Below are 18,027 nucleotides of genomic sequence, written 5' to 3'. Positions count from 1 at the left end.
GAGTTTTTTATTTTTTCTTCCGGATATGAACTTCAGGGATGGCGACATCATAGGAGATGTTCGCTTCCTCCTTGGAAGATTCTGTATGTACAGGATTCGAAGTGTCAGCGTCATTCGAATCCGAGTCTGACTGCGTATGAATTTCAGGGATTGCGAGATTGTCGTAAGTCAGATTATAATCTTTTTTCTTATCTTTTCTATGTCCGAACATGAGAATATCCTCCTTTTATAACAGGTTGATGAAGAATGTAATAACAAGGCTGTTGATAAAGTCTGCAAATAAACTGCCAACAAGCGGAATCAGGAGATAGGCTTTTACGGATGGCGAATATTTATCACAGATTGCCTGCATATTTGCCATGGCATTTGGTGTTGCCCCCATTCCAAAACCACAGGTTCCGGCAACCAGAACAGCAGCATCGTAGTCACGTCCCATGATGTTGAATTCAACAAAGTATGTGAACAGACAGATCAGAATAACCTGACTGGTCAGCAGGATAAATAATGGAAGAGCGAGAGATGCAAGCTGCCATAGTTTTAATGTGATCATTGCAATACCGAGGAACAGGGAGAGAGCAATACCGCCAAGATCGTTGATCTCACCCATATGAATCGTGAACTTACCGGAATATTCACCGATATTTCGAATCAGTGCGGCTGCGATCATAGCACCGATGTAGATTGGAAAAGTTAACCCGGTTTTTGTCAGTAACCATGAGAATATCGTTCCGAGTCCTATTGCAAGGATCAATTGAAAAACAGCGGCTGCATACATATTTGTATGACGTTCATGTTTCTTTTCTTCTTCGATCAAAAGGCTGTCATCTTCAGGCACAACCGTTTCTAACAGATTCTTTTTCTCGATCAGTCGTTTTCCGAGTGGACCGCCGATCAGACTTCCGGCGATCAAACCAAAGGTTGCAGCTGCGGTACAGATTGTGGTTGCACCGGATATGTCAAAGTCTTCCAGAACCGGACCGAAGGCACCTGCGGTTCCGTGTCCGCCGACCATTGGGATTGATCCGGTACACATACCGATCAGAGGGTCAAGTCCAAGGATCCTGGACATACCGACAGCAAGCAGGTTTTGAAGTACGATCAGAGCAATAACAAGCCCCAGAAAGACCGCCAGTGATTTGCCACCGCTCTTTAAGACCTTCAGATTTGCCTGAAAACCTACAGAGGTAAAGAAGAATACCATACAGACTTCCCGTAGGGTATCATCAAAGGAAAATTCTGCCAATCCCGTACTGTAACAGATACAGGTGAAGATTGCAAATAAGAGTCCGCCGATAACAGGAGAAGGTATACAGAATTTTTCCAGAAAGAAGATTCTTTTTTTCAAAAATGTTCCAAGCATCAACACAAGGACGGCAATCGCAAGTGTCTGATACATATCTAATTGAATTTTCATAATTACCCTTTCTTATGTTCAGAAATTATCGTACATCAACGGTAATCCCTTTTTCTTTGTAGTAAGCAGCAGCCCCTTTGTGAAATGGGATCGTGATGCCCTTTGTTGCTGCCTGTTCATTTAACTGCATATCGATCGAAAGTGAATATTGCAGATCATTTGCATGTTCAAACAGAAGCCTCGTAAGATCTTCTACAGTATCCTTCGATAAGTCGTTATCTGCAAGCATGACAGCCTGCACACAGACCGTTGATACATCCTCGGTCTGACCGGAATAGGTATTTGCGGGAATGATAAAATCGGAGTAATACGAATAAGCAGACAATAGCTTATTTTTACAACTGTCGTTAAGTCCGATCAAACGGATATCACAGGTTCTTGTCAGCTCTTCAATGACCGTGGTCTGAATGCCTGCTGTAACAAAGAAAGCATCAATTTCACCGGAAACCAGGCTTTCGGCAGCATCGATATAGTCAAGGTTTGTGGTTTTGACCAGATCGTTATTCAGACCGGCAACCTCAAGGATCTGTTTTGCATTTCGTTCCGTACCGGAATCGGATGCTCCGATGCTTATGGTTTTTCCGGTCAGGTCATCGAGAGACTTGATGTTTGAATCTTTTTTTACAATGATCTGGCAGGCTTCCGGATACAGAGAGGCGATAGCGGAATATCCACTGATCGATTTTCCCACAAATGTGCCTGTGCCGTTTACTGCGTCGTCAATCATATCATTTTGTGCAATACAGAGATCAATGTAACCGTCGGCAAGCAGTCGTAGATTTGCCGCAGATCCGGCAGTCTTCTTTGCTTCAATGCTGTAATCAGGGGCATCGTTGTTGACCAGACCGGCATAAGCATTTGCAAAGGTATAATAGATACCGCCGATATCCGCCGCACCGAATCGGATGGCGTCTTTTTTGCTGCTGCATCCTGTTCCGATAGTGGAAATAAGCAGGATCAGACAGAGAAAAAGTGCTGTTTTTTTCTTCATATTGATAAAATTTCCTTTCTAATGTATATATTTTTTCGTAAATATGGTAATATAGGACGGAATTGTTCTAAAGGTATGTCGAAAAATATAGACCTTTGGCTATTGTACAACAATTAGATACAAAATGGAACAGAAAAATTAACCATTTGTGTTTCGAAACCATTTGTGCTAGAATGAGTTCGAAATGCCTAACTAAAGGGTACATAAATGGTCTGAAATCAAGGAGGAATGAAAGAAAAATGGAACAGTACAAACAGGAATTCATTGAATTTATGATCGATTGTAATGTATTAAAATTTGGAGATTTTACAACAAAGAGTGGAAGAAAAACACCTTTCTTTGTAAATACCGGATTTTACAGAACAGGGGCACAGTTAAAGAGACTGGGTGAGTTCTATGCGGAAGCAATCAACAGTGCGTTTGGTCTTGATTTTGATGTATTGTTTGGACCTGCATACAAGGGAATTCCGCTTTCAGTAGCAACTACCATGTCAATTGCAGAAATGTATGATGAAGACATCAAATATTGCTCAAATAGAAAAGAGATCAAGGATCACGGAGATAAGGGAATCTTACTCGGAAGCCCGATCTCAGATGGTGATAAGGTTGTTATCATTGAAGATGTAACAACAGCCGGAACATCGATCCAGGAAACTATGCCGATCATTAAGGCACAGGGAGATGTAGATGTTATGGGACTTGTCGTTTCTGTTGACCGTATGGAGCGTGGACAGGGCAAGAAGAGTGCACTGACAGAGATTCAGGAAGAATATGGTATCCAGACAACTGCTATTGTTACAATGGCAGAGGTTGTAGAGCATTTATATAATAAAGAATATAAGGGTAAAGTCATAATTGATGATAAGTTAAAGGCTGCGATTGATGCTTATTATGATATTTATGGCGTAAAGTAGAAACGGTTGGTAGAAAAATGAAACTAGGAAGAAATGATATCTGCTGGTGCGGAAGTGGAAAGAAATACAAATCCTGCCATTTGAACATCGACAGCAAACTGGAAGAAATGAAGCTAAAGGGATATAAGATCCCGACAAGAAGAATGATGCGTTCACCGGAACAGATCGAAGGAATCCGCGTGGCATCCAAGGTAAATACAGAGGTGCTTGATTTCATTACTCCATTTGTAAAAGAAGGAGTATCTACAGGTGAGCTTGATCGAAGAATCTATGAATACACGAAATCAATCAATGCAATACCTGCCTGCCTTGGATATGAAGGATATCCGAAGAGTGTCTGTATATCGATTAATGATGTTGTCTGTCATGGTATACCGGATGAGAAAACAATCCTGAAAAATGGAGATATTGTCAACATTGACTGTACAACGAAATATAATGGATATTTTGGTGATTCATCCCGTATGTTCATGATCGGAGATGTTGATCCGGTCTGGAAGAAGCTGGTAGAGGATACAAAGAAAGCACTGGATCTTGGAGTAGAAGTATGTAAGCCATATTCAACGATCGGTGATATCGGATATGCGATCAATACATTTGCCAAAGAGCAGGGCTATTCTGTTGTCCGTGAGATCGGCGGACATGGTGTGGGACTTGATATCCATGAAGATCCGTATGTCAGCCATATCGGACAGCCGGGCAAGGATTATGTGATTGCTCCAAGCATGACATTTACGATCGAGCCAATGATCAATCTAGGTGTGCCTGACGTATGGCAGGATGCTGACGATGGCTGGACGATCCGTACAGATGATGGCAAGCCATCTGCCCAGTGGGAATACACCCTTCTTATGACCGAGCACGGAATTGAGATTCTGGCAAAATAATACTTTCACATAATTATACAAAACACAGGGATTGCCCCTATACAGACCATAAGCCCCATTATAAATGACTCGTTACGGTTTCTGTTCAATGCATATGCCTGATTCGTAAATACTCCTGCGCTAACTCGCCAACTAAATGTTGGCTCAGACAAGCGCTCGTATTTACTGGCAATATGCATTTCACGACGAAACCTTCACTAAATGTCATATTATAATGGGGCTTATGGTCTGTATAGGGGCAATCCCTGTGTTTTATATTTTAAATGAATGGCATTATTTTGCCAGAATGCTTAAGATCTCGTTGCTTCTTGCGACGAACTTGGTCATGGCATCGGCAGATAATGGTCTGTTGGCAAGAACTGCCAAGTCATATAACTGACAGCAGATGGTAGGAGTGTTCTCGCCCTCCGGGTTGTCAAGGACATATTTGACCAGATTATTGTTGGCATTTAATACCAGTGTTTCACCCTTGCCGCCGAACATGGCAGGATCCATGCCCATACCGGCCATACCATACATTTTCATCATTTCCTGCATACGTCTGGATTCTTCAGATAAGGTCAGCATAGAAGATAAGTCTTTATTCTTTAATGCTTCTACCTTGATCGTGATATTTTCGACATCCAGTGCTTTCTTGAAGAGTTCGGTCAGCTTGTCGGTATAATCCTTTGCTGTTTCTTCGGATAATGATTCATCTACAAAATTATCGGACAGATCTGCATCGATTCTGTAGAAATGTACATTTTCATTTTTCTGTTCCAGAAGCGTGATAAATGGGCTGTCAATCGTCTGTGTCATGATCAGGCATCCATGCCTTCCTCTTTGAACATGTTAATGTACTGTGACTGAGCAACTTCATCCGTAACATAGAAGACTTTGTTTTCGTATTTTTCTTTTCCGGCTTCCAGATATTCCGGCAGTGTCAGGTATTTGCCTTCCAGATTCTTATAGATACAGAAATCTTTCATCTTCTCTAAGAATTTCTCATCCTTTAAGCAGCCGAATTTGATAAATGGGTTGATGTCATCCCAGTATTTCTCATAGTCTTCTCTGTGAACCTTATACATACCGGATAATTTATCGGCAACCTTCTTTGTGATGTAATCGGAGATCTTTTTAACAAATCCATCATTCTGTAAAGCACTTCTGGATACGTTCAGCGGAAGATCCGGACAGTCGATGGTACCTTTTAACAGCATCAGAAATTCAGGGATAACTTCTTTGATATTATCAGCTACGAATACCTGGTTGTTATAGAGTTTGATCGTTCCTTCCAGATTATCGTACTGGGTATTGATCTTCGGGAAGTACAGAATGCCTTTCAGGTTAAATGGATAGTCCATGTTCAGGTGGATCCAGAACAATGGATCTTTGTAATCATGGAATACTTTATGATAGAAGTCTTTGTATTCATCGTCTGTACAGTCATTTGGATGCTTGGTCCAGAGAGGTGTTGTAGTATTTAAAGGCTTTGGTGCTTCTTTTTCTTTCTTTTCGGCAGCATCCTTTGTTTCATCGGTTTCAGCAGTAGCTTCTTCTGATGCTTCAGCTTTGGTTGCCTTTTCTTCTTCCTCTTTTGCAGGGGCATCTGCATTTGTAAAGTAGATCTCTACAGGCATGAAAGAGCAGTATTTGTCGATTACTTCTTTGATACGGTATTCATTTGCAAATTCATAGCTGTCTTCATTCAGATACAGGGTGATAACAGTACCTCTGGTTTCTTTGTCGCCTTTATCCATGGAGAAGTCCGTTCCGTTCTCACATTCCCAATATACAGGTTCTGCGTCCTGTTTGTAGGAAAGGGATTCGATCGTTACCTTATCGGCAACCATAAATGCGGAGTAGAAACCGAGTCCGAAATGACCGATGATCTGTTCCTCTGTTGCCTTGTCCTTGTACTGCTCAAGGAAAGCAGCAGCACCGGAAAATGCAATCTGATTAATATACTTTTCGACTTCTTCAGCAGTCATACCGATACCATTATCAATAAACTGTAAGGTCTTGTTGTCCGGGCTTGCGATCACATCGATACGATAAGGTTCGTCCGGTTCGTCAAATTCGCCCATCAGAGATAATTTCTTTAATTTTGTTACAGCATCACAGCCGTTTGAGATTAATTCCCGGACAAAGATATCATGGTCGGAATACAGCCATTTCTTGATGACAGGGAAAATGTTTTCGCTGTTAATTGATAAACTTCCTTTTTTCATAAAAATGCATCTCCTTATATAAATTCTATATTATTCCAGTTGTCAGAACAAATCGGAATACGCAAATATCTATATATGTGTAATGCGAGAAATATCTGCCCTATCTGTTCTGTGTTATCACTAACAGGTATCATAAATCAGAAAAAAATAGAAGTCAAGACAAAATTAGCACTCAAATATGTCGAGTGCTAATAATTCATAAATATTTTATGGTTTATTTAGAAATGAGTGCTGTAGCAGGTGGTTAAAAGATCTGATTCTGTTTAAAAAAAGCAGATACATTTGCATCCCAGATGTTTGCAAGTGTTTTATCCATGGAGAAAATGTTCATGGATGCCATCGTTGTAAGTGAGATCTTTTCTCCGTCAAAGTAGATGTTTAAAGACAGATTTGCAATGTCGGATGTCGTGAGATTCAGATGGTTCTGTTCAATGATCCGGTTAATGTTCGCGTCTGATAAGATCAGCACGATCTTGAAGTTTAATGGGAGTTTATTGCCCTTGATGACATTGAAGATATGATGTCTGACAGCCCCCCATGTCGTATAAGTCTTTGAGGTCATTTCTTCCAGTTCTTCCGTATCAAAAAAAGATGGATTCAGTCTGCCGTCGATCGTATAAGAAACGTCGGAACGGACATAGGCTTCCACCAGCAAAAATGTGTCAAAGACCGGTTCCATCAGAAGCTTTTTAACGAAGTTTTTTGTTTCAGTAATTTCTATATTAAGCATATAAAGCTTTTACCTCCCTGCAATAAACAACGGATTGCGATAAAATTCTTGCCTCTAGTTTACAGGAAAAGAGGAAAGGTTGCAATCGGAAATCTGAAAACAGCCGGATGAGAAAATCCATTTGTTGAACTTTAGCGGGAGGTGTGTTAGTATTTTTACAGATTTATAAAAATATGGGAGGTTTTGAAATGGCAGAGATTATATGGAAGGATCGCAAACGTATATTTTTCGGGTTACCATGGACATTTACAAAGTACAGCTTATCAGAGGATCGGTTATTTATCAGTACGGGGTTCTTCAGTGTGAAAGAAGATGAAGTACGACTTTATCGCATCATGGATGTTTCATTGGAACGTAAATTATGGCAGAGAATGTGCGGACTTGGAACGATCAAATGCTGTTCCGCAGATAAGACAATGGGAGATTTCGAGATCAAGAACATCAAGAAGTCCAGAGAGGTCAAGGAAATGTTATCAAATATGGTAGAAGATGAACGTACCAAAAAGAAGGTTTCCAGCCGTGAGTTCATGGATCATGAACGCGATGAATTCGACGATTACGACGACCACGATACATATTAACGAGGACGATCAAAAGTACGTTGCTGCTTTATACGATAGTAGTTTGCTTTGATCGGTAATGTAAGATCGTATTTGGTTGTTCAGCAAGAGGTATGCTTTGACGATTAAATGAGAGCTGATATTACATATTATTCCGCAAGACGCTTTCGCTCTACCTTCGACGTAGTGGTACATAAGGCTGCAAAAGACGCAGCCTAAGTACCAACGCTCAGGCAGGCTTGCTTCATAATAGTAATATCAGTTCTCATTTTAAATTATAAGGTAAAGTGATTGCTGAACAACCAGATACGATCTTTTACGATATGAAAGCAAGATACCATGATATAAAAGCAACAACGCATTTTTGATCTGTCTGTGGAATCAAGTATCGAAGAAGAATATATCTTATTATAGACAGACAGAGTCCACTGCATACCTTTATGGAGCAGACCTTTTTTCACGTCGGTCCTTAACGAGTCACCGAAGGTGAGGAGGTTAGTACCGTTACGTGAAAAATAGAACGCAAGTGTTCTGCGTAATAAAGGGTATGGCAGGGGTCTCTGTCGTCAGGAAATCAGATATTCTCGGCTATCTTGGTGACGCCAACGTAGATTTGGGAGACTTTGTACCAGGTGGAGTAGTCGGTGATGCCGGTAACGGGCAGGTCGAAGATCTGTTGAAAGCGTCTGACGGCATCGGCAGTGGCAGGTCCATAGATGCCATCGGCGGCAACAGTTGGTATGGATGGATAATTCTGTGCGATACGATTTAACTGCTCCTGAAGCTGACGAACCTTGTCACCGGTTGCGCCAATTGACAGATCATATCCCGGATAAGAGGATGGAATACCGGCAATGGTTTCGGCAGAGTTGATATAAATGGAATCGCCATAGTAGTAGCGTAAGATCTCTATCGCAGACAGTCCCTGATCGGCAAGATACTTGGAACCCCATTGGGTCATCCAGTTTGGACAGGTGACCCGTTTCCCGTCACAGTATTGTGTAAAGATCGGTTGGGTGACACCCGGCCTTGATAGATAATTGGCAAATTGTTCATCAACGATACGGGAGATATTTTTATATATTGTCTTGTTATAGATCCATTTCTGATCGTAAGCGGTTGAAGATGTGATCGTAAAATCGTATCCCTTTCCACGATACCATTCTGTATAGACACGGTTTAAGGTGAAGGACATAATTGCAAGGATGTTGGCTCGAAGGGAAGCATCCGGCCATGTGGAGTAGATTTCATTTGATGCAACATTCTTTATGTAGTCTTTGTAAGGTACATAGTAGTCGATTGCAGTTGGGTCGGAAGGAGCTCCATCATGTACCACGATGGTTTCCGGAATCACGACACGGCTTAAGACGATCTCGCCTGTCTCTGCAACTGTTTTATCTCATCCTCAGCAATCTTTGGCGGATATTCTTCCCAGAGGGTATGAGCACCGATCACCGTTGGGTTATAGCTCGATTGGTCAGTATCAGAAACACGCAGCTTAACTGACTGAATGCCCTTTTCGTCGGTAAACATCTGTACACCGGAGATGATACGTGGTTCAAATCCGGGTGCATTGATTTTCAGATTGTATTCGGAATATGGCTGGTTGTCAGATGGTTCCATGCTGTATTCCAGTGGAGGAGTTTCAAGGGTGATGCCATCGATGATACCGTCGCTGTCTGTTTGCCGTTCCTCTATAACTTCATCCGGAGTTCCGGTTGATGCGACAGAAACGACCGCACCGGTTACCGGATATGCAGTCTGTTCCGAGATGATCCTGATTTTTAATGTTCCGTTATTGTTTCCATTTGCCATTTTAGTAATCCTGAATTATAATCTGTTTATTATATGAGACAAAATCATATTTCATGCCAATAATACTTTATCAATGCAGAAGTAGGAAAGAATGTATGTTATGCGTGGTGTAATGATCGTTTAGAAGATTTAAACGACAGAAACAAGTGTTATGCATGGTATATAATGATGAGGTATATGAAAAAAGAATTTATTGAAAAGTAATATAAAAGAAAAGAAGCGACAGGAGGTTTCACTATGGCATATTTTCCAATGTTTATCAATCTGGAAAACAAAAAAGTAATCGTACTTGGCGGAGGAAAGACCGCACTTCGAAAGATTAACTCTCTGATAAAGTTTGACTGTAAGATCGCAGTTATCGCACCGAGGATCTGCGATGAGATCAAGACAGTACCAGGAATCAGTGTACATGAGTCGAATATGACATTAGATGCGCTTGATACGGCAGATATGGTAATTGCAGCGACTAAGAGGGATGATGTAAATGCTAAGATCGGAAAGTATTGTAACGAACATAATATTCCGGTCAATGTAGCAGATAACAAGGATGTCAGCAGCTTCCTGTTCCCCGGAATTGTTATGCGTGAAGACCTGGTGATAGGGGTCACAACAGGAGGCTACAGTTCAAATGTAGCAAAGGAGATCCGTAATATGATCGAGAAGCTGATTCCTTATGAGTATGGAACCTTGACCAGAAAGATGGGAGCATACCGAGAGATTGCGTCCATTAATATCAAGGATGCTTATTTAAGGGAAATGGCACTGGATGAGATCATCAAACAGGCAACCAGCAATAAGTATATGATCGATGACCGAAAGGCAAATAAGATTCTGGATCGTTATGCGAAGGAAGATGAGCTGAGAGCGAAGGGTATGCGATAAAAAATACTTGCATTTTCCTTATAACGTGTTATAATCTTGTTTTAGTAAGATTATGGTAACTATTAAGAGTGGGTTTTGGCCCACTCTTAGTTTTTGTAGAAAGGTGGTATTGCTACGAAGAAAACAGATATTGAAGCAAAAGCAACAGAGATGGTTCTGCCGATCATTGAAGCAAATAACCTTGAATTGGTTGATGTGGAATATGTAAAAGAAGGCAGTGATTATTATCTGCGGATCTATGCAGATAAAGAAGGTGGAATAACGATCGGAGATTGTGAGATCGTGAACAGAGCCATGAGTGATCTGCTGGATGCAGATGACTTCATTAAGGATGCCTATATTCTTGAGGTCAGCTCTCCGGGGCTTACAAGACCATTAAAGAAGGAAAATGACTTTAAACGGAGTATTGGCAAGATCGTAGAGATCAAGACATATACCAAGATCGATAACTGTAAAGATTTTGAAGGTGAACTTACAGCGTACGATGAAGAAACAGTTACCATTTTGACAGAAGATGAGAAAGAACTGAAGATTGCAAGAAAAGATATATCGATGATAAGACTTGCATTTGTATATTAATAAAAGAAGCGGGAGGATAAAAAAGTGTCAGAAATTATCGAAGCATTAAATCAATTAGAAAAGGAGAAAAACATCAGCAAGGATATTCTGCTGGATGCGATCGAAAGATCCTTAAAGGCGGCCTGCAAGAAGGACTTTGATACCGATGAGAATATTGATGTTGTTATGGATCGTGAGACCGGTGAGTTTCATGTATATGCGAAGAAAGAGGTTGTAGAAGAGGTTGAAAGACCTGCGACACAGATTTCTCTGGAAAAAGCTAAGATGATGAATTCCAAATATGATCTCGGAGATATCATCAACATCGAGATCACAACAAAGGATTTCGGAAGAATCGCAGCACAGAGAGCAAGAAATGTAATCGTTCAGGCAATTAATGAGAGCGAAAGAGATGCGATCTACGATCACTTCTATACAAAAGAGAAGGATATCATCACAGGTATCGTTCAGAGATATGTTGGAAACAACATCAATGTCAGTCTGGATGATAAGACAGAAGCAATATTAAAAGAGTCTGAGATGGTTCCCGGCGAAGTATATAACAGAGGTGACCGTATCAAATTATATGTAACAGAAGTAAAGAAAGGCTCCAGAGGACCTAAGATCACAGTATCCAGAACACATCCTGATCTGGTAAAGCGTTTATTTGAAAAGGAAGTAACCGAGATCGCAGACGGTACAGTAGAGATCAAGAGCTCCTGCCGTGAGGCCGGTTCCCGTTCCAAGATCGCTGTTTATTCTCATGATGAGAATGTAGATCCGGTAGGTGCATGTGTAGGTGTAAATGGAAGCCGTGTTAACAACGTAGTAGAAGATCTGAACGGTGAGAAGATCGATATTATTTGTTGGGATGAGAATCCGGCAATCTTCATCAAGAATGCATTAAGTCCATCAGAGGTTATTGCAGTTGATGTAGATCTGAATGAAAAGAGCGCATTTGTCGTTGTACCGGATTATCAGTTATCACTTGCAATCGGTAAGAAAGGTCAGAATGCAAGACTTGCTGCAAAGCTGACAGGATATAAGATCGACATTAAGAGTGAGTCACAGGCAGAAGAGATGGGATATTTCTCAGAAGAAAATGATGACTACGAAGAGCCGGAGCAGGAAGAAGCATTTGACAATATTGACGATATCGTTGATGGTTCTTATGAAGAATCTCTGGAGCAGCAGGATGCAGAAGAAGTAAAAGAAGACGAAGAATAAAATGAAGTTCTGACCGGGTACCATGCCGATTGGAACGGAGATAAATATATAAGCATAGGAAGTGATGTTATGGCAAAGAAGATACCGCTCAGACAGTGCCTTGGTTGTAATGAGATGATACCGAAAAAAGAACTCATCCGTATCGTGAAGGATAATGAGAATAATTTTGCGATCGACCTGACCGGCAAGATGAATGGACGGGGGGCATATATATGCCGTAAGGCAGAGTGCCTGAAAAAAGCTATGAAGAGTAAATCTCTGGAACGCTCATTCAAGATGCAGATTCCAAAAGAGGTTTATGAGAAACTGGATAAGGAGTTAGAGGCAATTGAACAGTAAGAAGATTTATTCCATGATTTCCTTATGTGCAAAGGCCGGAAGGCTGGTAAGCGGAAACTTTTCAGTAGAAAAGGCCGTAAAAAACGGAAGCGCATGTGCTGTGATCGTGGCATGTGATGCAGCCCATAATACAAAGAAACTATTTGATCAAAAATGTAATTTTTATGAGATTCCATATTTTGAATTTGGAGACAAAGACAGTCTGGGAAAATTCGTTGGAAAAGAATTCCGGACGTCGATCGCGATCTTAGATGAAGGATTTGCGAAACAGATCATAAAATACATGAGTTTGAGTGAAAATATGGAGGTGTAACTTTTGACGAAACTGAGAGTACACGAATTGGCAAAAGAGCTGAATATAAGCAACAATGAAATCAAAGCAATCCTTGGCAAAAATGGTATCGAGATCAAGAGCCATATGTCGGCTGTTGATGAGAATATGATCAATATCGTTAAGAAGGCATGCGGAACCGGTACAAAGAAAGCAGATGCGCCGGCAGCAAAGCCTGTACCGGAAAAGAAGTCGGAGGACGTAAAGGCGGCAAAGACAGCACCGGAAAAGGTTCAGAAAGAGATTTCTGTAAAAGAAGAGCCTAAGAAAACGGCTGTAAGAAATGATCGACCGGCTACAGGGGAAGCGAATAAGCCGAAACAGGGTAAAGATGAGGGACATACGAGATTTGTCAGAGATGACAGAAACAGAAATAATTCCGACAGACAAAATAATGAGAGAGTAAGATTTAACAATAGTGAGCGTATGAATTCTGATAAGACAAGATTTGGCGACAAGCAGGGAAATGACAGACCAAGATATAACAACGACAGAAATAACGGTGACCGTGTAAGATTTACAAATGGTGATAGAAATAATTCTGACAGACCGAGATATAATAATGACAGAAACGGTAATGACAGAAACAATTCCGACAGACCAAGATACAACACTGACAGAAATAACACTGACAGAAATAACAATGACAGACCAAGATACAATAATTCCGGTGACAGAAATAATTCTGACAGACCGAGATTTAACAATGACAGAAATGGTCAGGACAGAGGAAGATTCTCAAACAATGGCCGTGGTGGTCAGGATCGTGGCAGATTTTCAGGCAATGGAGATCGTCAGGGCAGCTTTGACAAGCCGAAGTTCGGTGACAGACCGGATAACAGAAACAACCGGTTCAACAATAACAGAAACAATACTCCGATGGGATTTGGCAAGGATGACGAGGATGATAATAATAACAATCAGAGAAGAAGTCCAAAAGCAAATACCCGTAAGGATTTTGAAGCAAAAGAGATGCCGGGCAAAGATTTAAAGAGCCAGAACAGAGACAATTATAACAGAGATAAGAATAAGCCTCGTAAGGGCAACAGAAGATCTCCGGAAGAGGTTGAGGCAGATATCAGCAGACTGGCTAAAAATGTCAGAAACAAGCATCATCAGCCACAGCAGCCACAGCAGCAGGCAGAGGATAAGGAAACGATCCGTACGATCACACTTCCGGAGGTTGTAACGATCAAAGAACTTGCAGACATTATCAAAGAGCCTGTAAATGCGTTGATCAAGAAGCTCTTCCTTGCAGGTAAGATGTATAACGTGAACTCTGAGTTAGACTTTGCAGCAGCAGCAGAGATCGCGTTGGAATATAATTGTATTGCTGAAGAGGAAGAAAAAGTTGATGTGATCGAGGAGCTCTTAAAAGAGGATGAAGAAGACGAGAAGGATATGGTTTCCAGACCACCTGTTGTCTGCGTTATGGGTCACGTTGACCATGGTAAAACATCCCTTCTTGATGCGATCCGTAAGACAAATGTAACATCAGCCGAGGCCGGTGGTATCACACAGGCGATTGGTGCATCTGTGGTAGAGATCAACGGACAGACGATCACATTCTTAGATACACCTGGACATGAGGCGTTCACAGCTATGCGTATGCGTGGCGCACAGTCTACCGATATTGCTATCCTTGTTGTAGCAGCAGATGATGGTGTTATGCCACAGACGATAGAGGCTATTAACCATGCAAAGGCAGCCGGTATCGAGATCATCGTTGCGATCAATAAGATCGATAAACCAAGTGCAAATATCGAGCGTGTAAAGCAGGAGCTTACAGAATATGAACTGATCCCTGAGGACTGGGGCGGATCAACGATCTTCTGTCCGGTTTCCGCACATACAGGTGAAGGACTGGATAATCTGCTTGAGATGATCCTGTTAACTGCAGAGGTTCTTGAGTTAAAGGCAAATCCAAACAGAAATGCCCGTGGTATCGTAATCGAAGCAGAGCTTGATAAGGGACGTGGTCCTGTTGCAACTATGTTAGTGCAGAAGGGTACACTTCATGTAGGAGATTATCTTGCAGTCGGATCTTCCCATGGTAAGGTTCGTGCAATGCACAATTCAAAAGGTGTCCGTGTAACAGAAGCAACTCCATCCACTCCGGTGCAGATCCTTGGTCTGGATACAGTTCCATCAGCCGGTGAGATCTTTATGGCGGTTGATAATGAGAAGGAGGCAAGACAGATTTCCGAGACATACATTTCGCAGAGCAGAGTGAAGATGCTTGCTGAGACGAAATCCAGAATGTCACTGGATGATCTGTACAGCCAGATCCAGGCAGGTAATGTCAAGGAACTGAACATCATTATCAAAGCTGATGTACAGGGTTCTGTAGAGGCTGTTAAGCAGAGTCTGTTAAAGCTTTCAAATGATGAAGTTGCAGTAAAATGTATCCATTCCGGTGTTGGTGCGATCAACGAGTCAGATATCATTCTGGCATCCGCATCTAATGCGATCGTAATCGGTTTCAATATCCGGCCGGATGCAAGAGCAAAAGAGACAGCAGAGACAGAAGGTGTAGATGTTCGTTTATACAGAGTCATCTACAATGCAATTGAAGATATTGAGTCTGCAATGAAGGGTATGTTAGATCCTATCTTTGAAGAACAGGTAATTGGTCATGCAGAGATCAGACAGACCTACAAGGCTTCCGGTGTCGGTATGATCGCAGGTTCTTATGTATTAGATGGTATCATCAACCGGAACTGCAGCGTAAGAATAACCCGTGAAGGAAATCTGATCTACGAAGGCAAGATGGCTTCTTTAAAGAGATTCAAGGATGATGTGAAAGAAGTTAAGTCAGGATTTGAATGTGGTATTGTTCTTGAGAACTTTAATGACATTCAGGTAGAGGATCAGATTGAAGCATATCAGATGGTAGAGGTTCCAAGAAAATAATGAGAAAAAACAGTGTAAAAAATACAAGAATTAATGCAGAGGTTCAGAGAGAACTCTCACGGATCATCAGCAGAGAGATCAAGGATCCCCGTATTAATCCGATGACATCCGTAGTAGAGGCGGTTGTAACACCGGATCTGAAATATTGCAAGGCATACATCAGTGTCCTTGGAGATCAGGATTCCGTAAACTCCACACTGGAGGGACTGAACAGTGCAATGGGATTTATCAGAAGAGAACTTGCACATTCCATTAATCTCAGAAATACACCTGAGATCACATTTATCATGGATCAGTCGATCGAATATGGTGTAACAATGTCCAAAAAGATAGATGATGTTGTAAAAGACATCGAAGATGATGAGGATGATACAGAAAATGAAGAATGATTTTCTTACCATGATCGAGCAGGCAGACACGATCGCTATAACCGGACATGTACGTCCGGATGGCGACTGTGTAGGCTCAACGGTTGGATTATATAATTATATCATCAGCAATTATGATAAGCAGGTACAGATCTATCTGGAGGAATTCTCCAAGGATTTTCTGTTTTTACATGATGCAGATAAGATCAGTCATACACCTACAGATCAGGTCTATGATCTGTGTATTGCGGTGGATTGTGGTGATAAGGAAAGACAGGGAGATTTTCTTCCAATCTTTGAACGTGCGAAGAGCACAATGTGTGTGGATCATCATATCTCCAATCCGGGATTTGGTGAGGTATGCTATGTGGATGCAGAAGCGTGTTCCGCGGCAGAAGCACTTTATAAGCTGATGGAACAGGATAAGATTAATAAGAATGCTGCCGAAGCACTCTATATGGGAATTGTACATGATACAGGCGTATTCAAACACAGCAATACAACAAAGAGTGCGATGAGTATAGCGGGTGATCTGATCGAAAAGGGTGCAAATCCGTCATTTATTATAGATGAAACCTTCTATAAGAAGACATTTGTCGCAAATAAGCTGCTTGGAATCGCTCTGACAAAAGCAGAGCAGCATGCAGATGGCAGAATCATCAGCACAGTGCTTGAGACAGAGGATTTCCGAAAAAGTGGTGCAGGCAAGATCGATACGGATGGTATCGTTGATCAGCTTCGGATCACAGAGGGAACGGAAACGGCGGTATTTATCTATCAGACAGGAGAAGATGAATACAAGATTTCACTTCGGTCGAATAATATCGTTGATGTAAGCAGGATATCCTGCAATCATGGCGGCGGTGGTCATGTTCGTGCTGCAGGTTTCAGCATGAAGGGAGATATCAAAGAGATCCTTGCCGGCGTGATAGAGGAGATTAAGGAACAGTTATGCTAGACGGCTTTTTGAATGTATACAAGGAGCAGGGCTATACATCATTTGATGTAGTAGCCAAGCTTCGTGGTATTTTAAAACAGAAGAAGATCGGTCACACAGGCACACTTGATCCGATGGCGGAAGGTGTGCTTTTGGTGTGTCTTGGACAGGCAACAAAATTAAGCGAAATGCTGATCGATAAGGATAAGACATACCGTTGTGTCATGCTGCTCGGAAAGACAACAGATACAGAGGATGTAACAGGAAAAGTCCTTACAGAGACAGCAGATATCCCGGACGAAGCATCGGTAATAGAAACGGTAAACAGCTTTATCGGTACTTATGACCAGATACCGCCGATGTATTCGGCTATCAAGGTAAACGGCAAAAAGCTCTATGAATATGCCAGACAGGGAATTGAGATCGAACGGAGTCCGAGAGAGGTAACAATCTTTGAGGTAAAGATAGAGGATGTGTCGCTTCCAAGGGTTACATTTACCATACATTGTTCCAAGGGAACGTATATCAGAAGCTTATGCCGGGATATCGGAGAAAAGCTTGGCTGCGGAGCAGTCATGGAGAAGTTGGTCCGTACTGAAGTGAAAAACTTCAGGGTTGAAGACAGCCTGACACTTGCGGAGATCGAGCAGGCGAGAGATCAGGGAACGATCGCTTCATATGTAATGAAGAAAGAACTATTGCTGCCGGAGTATCCGGAGCTTCATATCGGTACAGATGAATATGCAAGAAAACTGTTAAGAAATGGAAATAAACTTCAGCTTTCCCAGTTTGCGGAAGCTGTGAGTCCTGAAACGGTTACAGATGTTCCGGGCATCCGTGTCTATGATGAAACGGACAGCTTTGCAGCGATATACCGATATGAAAAGGAAAAGAGCATCTGCAGGCCGGTAAAGATGTTCCCGAAGAATGCAGAGACAGATAGATGATAGG

At 41.7% G+C, this 18,027-nt stretch carries 16 protein-coding genes and 2 pseudogenes; 12 read left to right on the top strand and 6 right to left on the bottom strand.

Going from position 1 to position 18,027, the window contains the following annotated elements:
• Window positions 1–7: 7 nt before the first annotated feature.
• From DXA07_RS07545 to DXA07_RS07535, 3 genes are read right to left on the bottom strand one after another with little or no spacing between them, the layout of a single operon-like run.
• Window positions 8–211 carry a hypothetical protein gene (locus tag DXA07_RS07545; protein WP_117807487.1) on the bottom strand — a complete coding sequence of 68 codons (204 nt, stop codon included), beginning with the start codon at window positions 209–211 and terminating at the stop codon, window positions 8–10.
• Window positions 212–226: 15 nt separating this feature from the next.
• On the bottom strand, window positions 227–1,414 hold the full coding sequence (gene gltS, locus DXA07_RS07540) for a sodium/glutamate symporter (RefSeq protein WP_008400636.1): 1,188 nt from the start codon (window positions 1,412–1,414) through the stop codon (window positions 227–229).
• A gap of 25 nt (window positions 1,415–1,439) precedes the next feature.
• Complete coding sequence (locus tag DXA07_RS07535) at window positions 1,440–2,405, bottom strand: TAXI family TRAP transporter solute-binding subunit (RefSeq protein WP_117807488.1); 966 nt, start codon at window positions 2,403–2,405, stop codon at window positions 1,440–1,442.
• A gap of 239 nt (window positions 2,406–2,644) precedes the next feature.
• Between DXA07_RS07535 and pyrE the strand changes: the two genes are divergently transcribed.
• On the top strand, window positions 2,645–3,319 hold the full coding sequence (gene pyrE / locus DXA07_RS07530; RefSeq protein WP_044944879.1) for an orotate phosphoribosyltransferase: 675 nt from the start codon (window positions 2,645–2,647) through the stop codon (window positions 3,317–3,319).
• A gap of 17 nt (window positions 3,320–3,336) precedes the next feature.
• Complete coding sequence (locus DXA07_RS07525; RefSeq protein ID WP_008400640.1) at window positions 3,337–4,206, top strand: methionyl aminopeptidase; 870 nt, start codon at window positions 3,337–3,339, stop codon at window positions 4,204–4,206.
• Window positions 4,207–4,479: 273 nt separating this feature from the next.
• On the opposite strand, the pseudogene htpG reads toward DXA07_RS07525, so the two are convergent.
• Both htpG and DXA07_RS07515 read right to left on the bottom strand, forming a co-directional pair.
• Window positions 4,480–6,416, bottom strand: a pseudogene (htpG, locus tag DXA07_RS07520) (molecular chaperone HtpG).
• 244 nt (window positions 6,417–6,660) lie between these two features.
• Complete coding sequence (locus DXA07_RS07515; protein ID WP_008401024.1) at window positions 6,661–7,146, bottom strand: DUF5721 family protein; 486 nt, start codon at window positions 7,144–7,146, stop codon at window positions 6,661–6,663.
• A 188-nt stretch (window positions 7,147–7,334) separates the two neighbouring features.
• Between DXA07_RS07515 and DXA07_RS07510 the strand changes: the two genes are divergently transcribed.
• Complete coding sequence (locus DXA07_RS07510; RefSeq protein WP_226801015.1) at window positions 7,335–7,727, top strand: PH domain-containing protein; 393 nt, start codon at window positions 7,335–7,337, stop codon at window positions 7,725–7,727.
• 553 nt (window positions 7,728–8,280) lie between these two features.
• Here the strand turns inward: DXA07_RS07510 and DXA07_RS07505 are convergent.
• Window positions 8,281–9,521, bottom strand: a pseudogene (locus DXA07_RS07505) (peptidoglycan-binding protein).
• A gap of 237 nt (window positions 9,522–9,758) precedes the next feature.
• Between DXA07_RS07505 and DXA07_RS07500 the strand changes: the two are divergent.
• From DXA07_RS07500 to truB, 9 genes are all read left to right on the top strand, one after another.
• Window positions 9,759–10,403, top strand: a complete 645-nt coding sequence (locus DXA07_RS07500; RefSeq protein WP_118484087.1) for a bifunctional precorrin-2 dehydrogenase/sirohydrochlorin ferrochelatase — start codon at window positions 9,759–9,761, stop codon at window positions 10,401–10,403.
• A 108-nt stretch (window positions 10,404–10,511) separates the two neighbouring features.
• Window positions 10,512–10,982 carry a ribosome maturation factor RimP gene (gene rimP, locus DXA07_RS07495; RefSeq protein ID WP_226801019.1) on the top strand — a complete coding sequence of 157 codons (471 nt, stop codon included), beginning with the start codon at window positions 10,512–10,514 and terminating at the stop codon, window positions 10,980–10,982.
• A gap of 24 nt (window positions 10,983–11,006) precedes the next feature.
• The gene (nusA, locus tag DXA07_RS07490; RefSeq protein WP_021943980.1) at window positions 11,007–12,188 is read left to right on the top strand and encodes a transcription termination factor NusA; all 1,182 of its coding nucleotides are present in this window, start codon (window positions 11,007–11,009) and stop codon (window positions 12,186–12,188) included.
• A 69-nt stretch (window positions 12,189–12,257) separates the two neighbouring features.
• Complete coding sequence (locus DXA07_RS07485) at window positions 12,258–12,527, top strand: YlxR family protein (protein WP_008401017.1); 270 nt, start codon at window positions 12,258–12,260, stop codon at window positions 12,525–12,527.
• Window positions 12,517–12,840, top strand: coding sequence for a ribosomal L7Ae/L30e/S12e/Gadd45 family protein (locus DXA07_RS07480; protein WP_021943979.1), 324 nt, complete (start codon window positions 12,517–12,519; stop codon window positions 12,838–12,840). Before DXA07_RS07485 ends, DXA07_RS07480 begins: the two co-directional genes overlap by 11 nt.
• A 3-nt stretch (window positions 12,841–12,843) precedes the next feature.
• Complete coding sequence (gene infB / locus DXA07_RS07475; RefSeq protein ID WP_118484085.1) at window positions 12,844–15,771, top strand: translation initiation factor IF-2; 2,928 nt, start codon at window positions 12,844–12,846, stop codon at window positions 15,769–15,771.
• Complete coding sequence (gene rbfA, locus DXA07_RS07470) at window positions 15,771–16,160, top strand: 30S ribosome-binding factor RbfA (RefSeq protein WP_008401014.1); 390 nt, start codon at window positions 15,771–15,773, stop codon at window positions 16,158–16,160. Before infB ends, rbfA begins: the two co-directional genes overlap by 1 nt.
• Window positions 16,150–17,097: a bifunctional oligoribonuclease/PAP phosphatase NrnA gene (locus DXA07_RS07465; protein ID WP_165853024.1), complete on the top strand. Its 948-nt coding sequence runs from the start codon at window positions 16,150–16,152 to the stop codon at window positions 17,095–17,097. Before rbfA ends, DXA07_RS07465 begins: the two co-directional genes overlap by 11 nt.
• Window positions 17,091–18,023: a tRNA pseudouridine(55) synthase TruB gene (gene truB / locus DXA07_RS07460; RefSeq protein WP_021943976.1), complete on the top strand. Its 933-nt coding sequence runs from the start codon at window positions 17,091–17,093 to the stop codon at window positions 18,021–18,023. The genes DXA07_RS07465 and truB overlap by 7 nt, the downstream gene beginning before the upstream one ends.
• Window positions 18,024–18,027: the final 4 nt, after the last annotated feature.

The organism is Clostridium sp. AM54-37XD (assembly GCF_003478225.1).
Classification (GTDB): Bacteria; Bacillota; Clostridia; order Lachnospirales; family Lachnospiraceae; genus Coprococcus; species Coprococcus ammoniilyticus.
This window is presented reverse-complemented; position numbering and strand designations above follow the sequence as displayed.

What these genes read in the sequence shown, in the direction of transcription:
- DXA07_RS07545 (WP_117807487.1), bottom strand. Translation starts at nt 211, where the DNA reads ATGTTCGGACATAGAAAAGATAAGAAAAAAGATTATAATCTGACTTAC.
- gltS (WP_008400636.1), bottom strand. Translation starts at nt 1,414, where the DNA reads ATGAAAATTCAATTAGATATGTATCAGACACTTGCGATTGCCGTCCTT.
- DXA07_RS07535 (WP_117807488.1), bottom strand. Translation starts at nt 2,405, where the DNA reads ATGAAGAAAAAAACAGCACTTTTTCTCTGTCTGATCCTGCTTATTTCC.
- pyrE (WP_044944879.1), top strand. Translation starts at nt 2,645, where the DNA reads ATGGAACAGTACAAACAGGAATTCATTGAATTTATGATCGATTGTAAT.
- DXA07_RS07525 (WP_008400640.1), top strand. Translation starts at nt 3,337, where the DNA reads ATGAAACTAGGAAGAAATGATATCTGCTGGTGCGGAAGTGGAAAGAAA.
- DXA07_RS07515 (WP_008401024.1), bottom strand. Translation starts at nt 7,146, where the DNA reads ATGCTTAATATAGAAATTACTGAAACAAAAAACTTCGTTAAAAAGCTT.
- DXA07_RS07510 (WP_226801015.1), top strand. Translation starts at nt 7,335, where the DNA reads ATGGCAGAGATTATATGGAAGGATCGCAAACGTATATTTTTCGGGTTA.
- DXA07_RS07500 (WP_118484087.1), top strand. Translation starts at nt 9,759, where the DNA reads ATGGCATATTTTCCAATGTTTATCAATCTGGAAAACAAAAAAGTAATC.
- DXA07_RS07485 (WP_008401017.1), top strand. Translation starts at nt 12,258, where the DNA reads ATGGCAAAGAAGATACCGCTCAGACAGTGCCTTGGTTGTAATGAGATG.
- rbfA (WP_008401014.1), top strand. Translation starts at nt 15,771, where the DNA reads ATGAGAAAAAACAGTGTAAAAAATACAAGAATTAATGCAGAGGTTCAG.
- DXA07_RS07465 (WP_165853024.1), top strand. Translation starts at nt 16,150, where the DNA reads ATGAAGAATGATTTTCTTACCATGATCGAGCAGGCAGACACGATCGCT.
- truB (WP_021943976.1), top strand. Translation starts at nt 17,091, where the DNA reads ATGCTAGACGGCTTTTTGAATGTATACAAGGAGCAGGGCTATACATCA.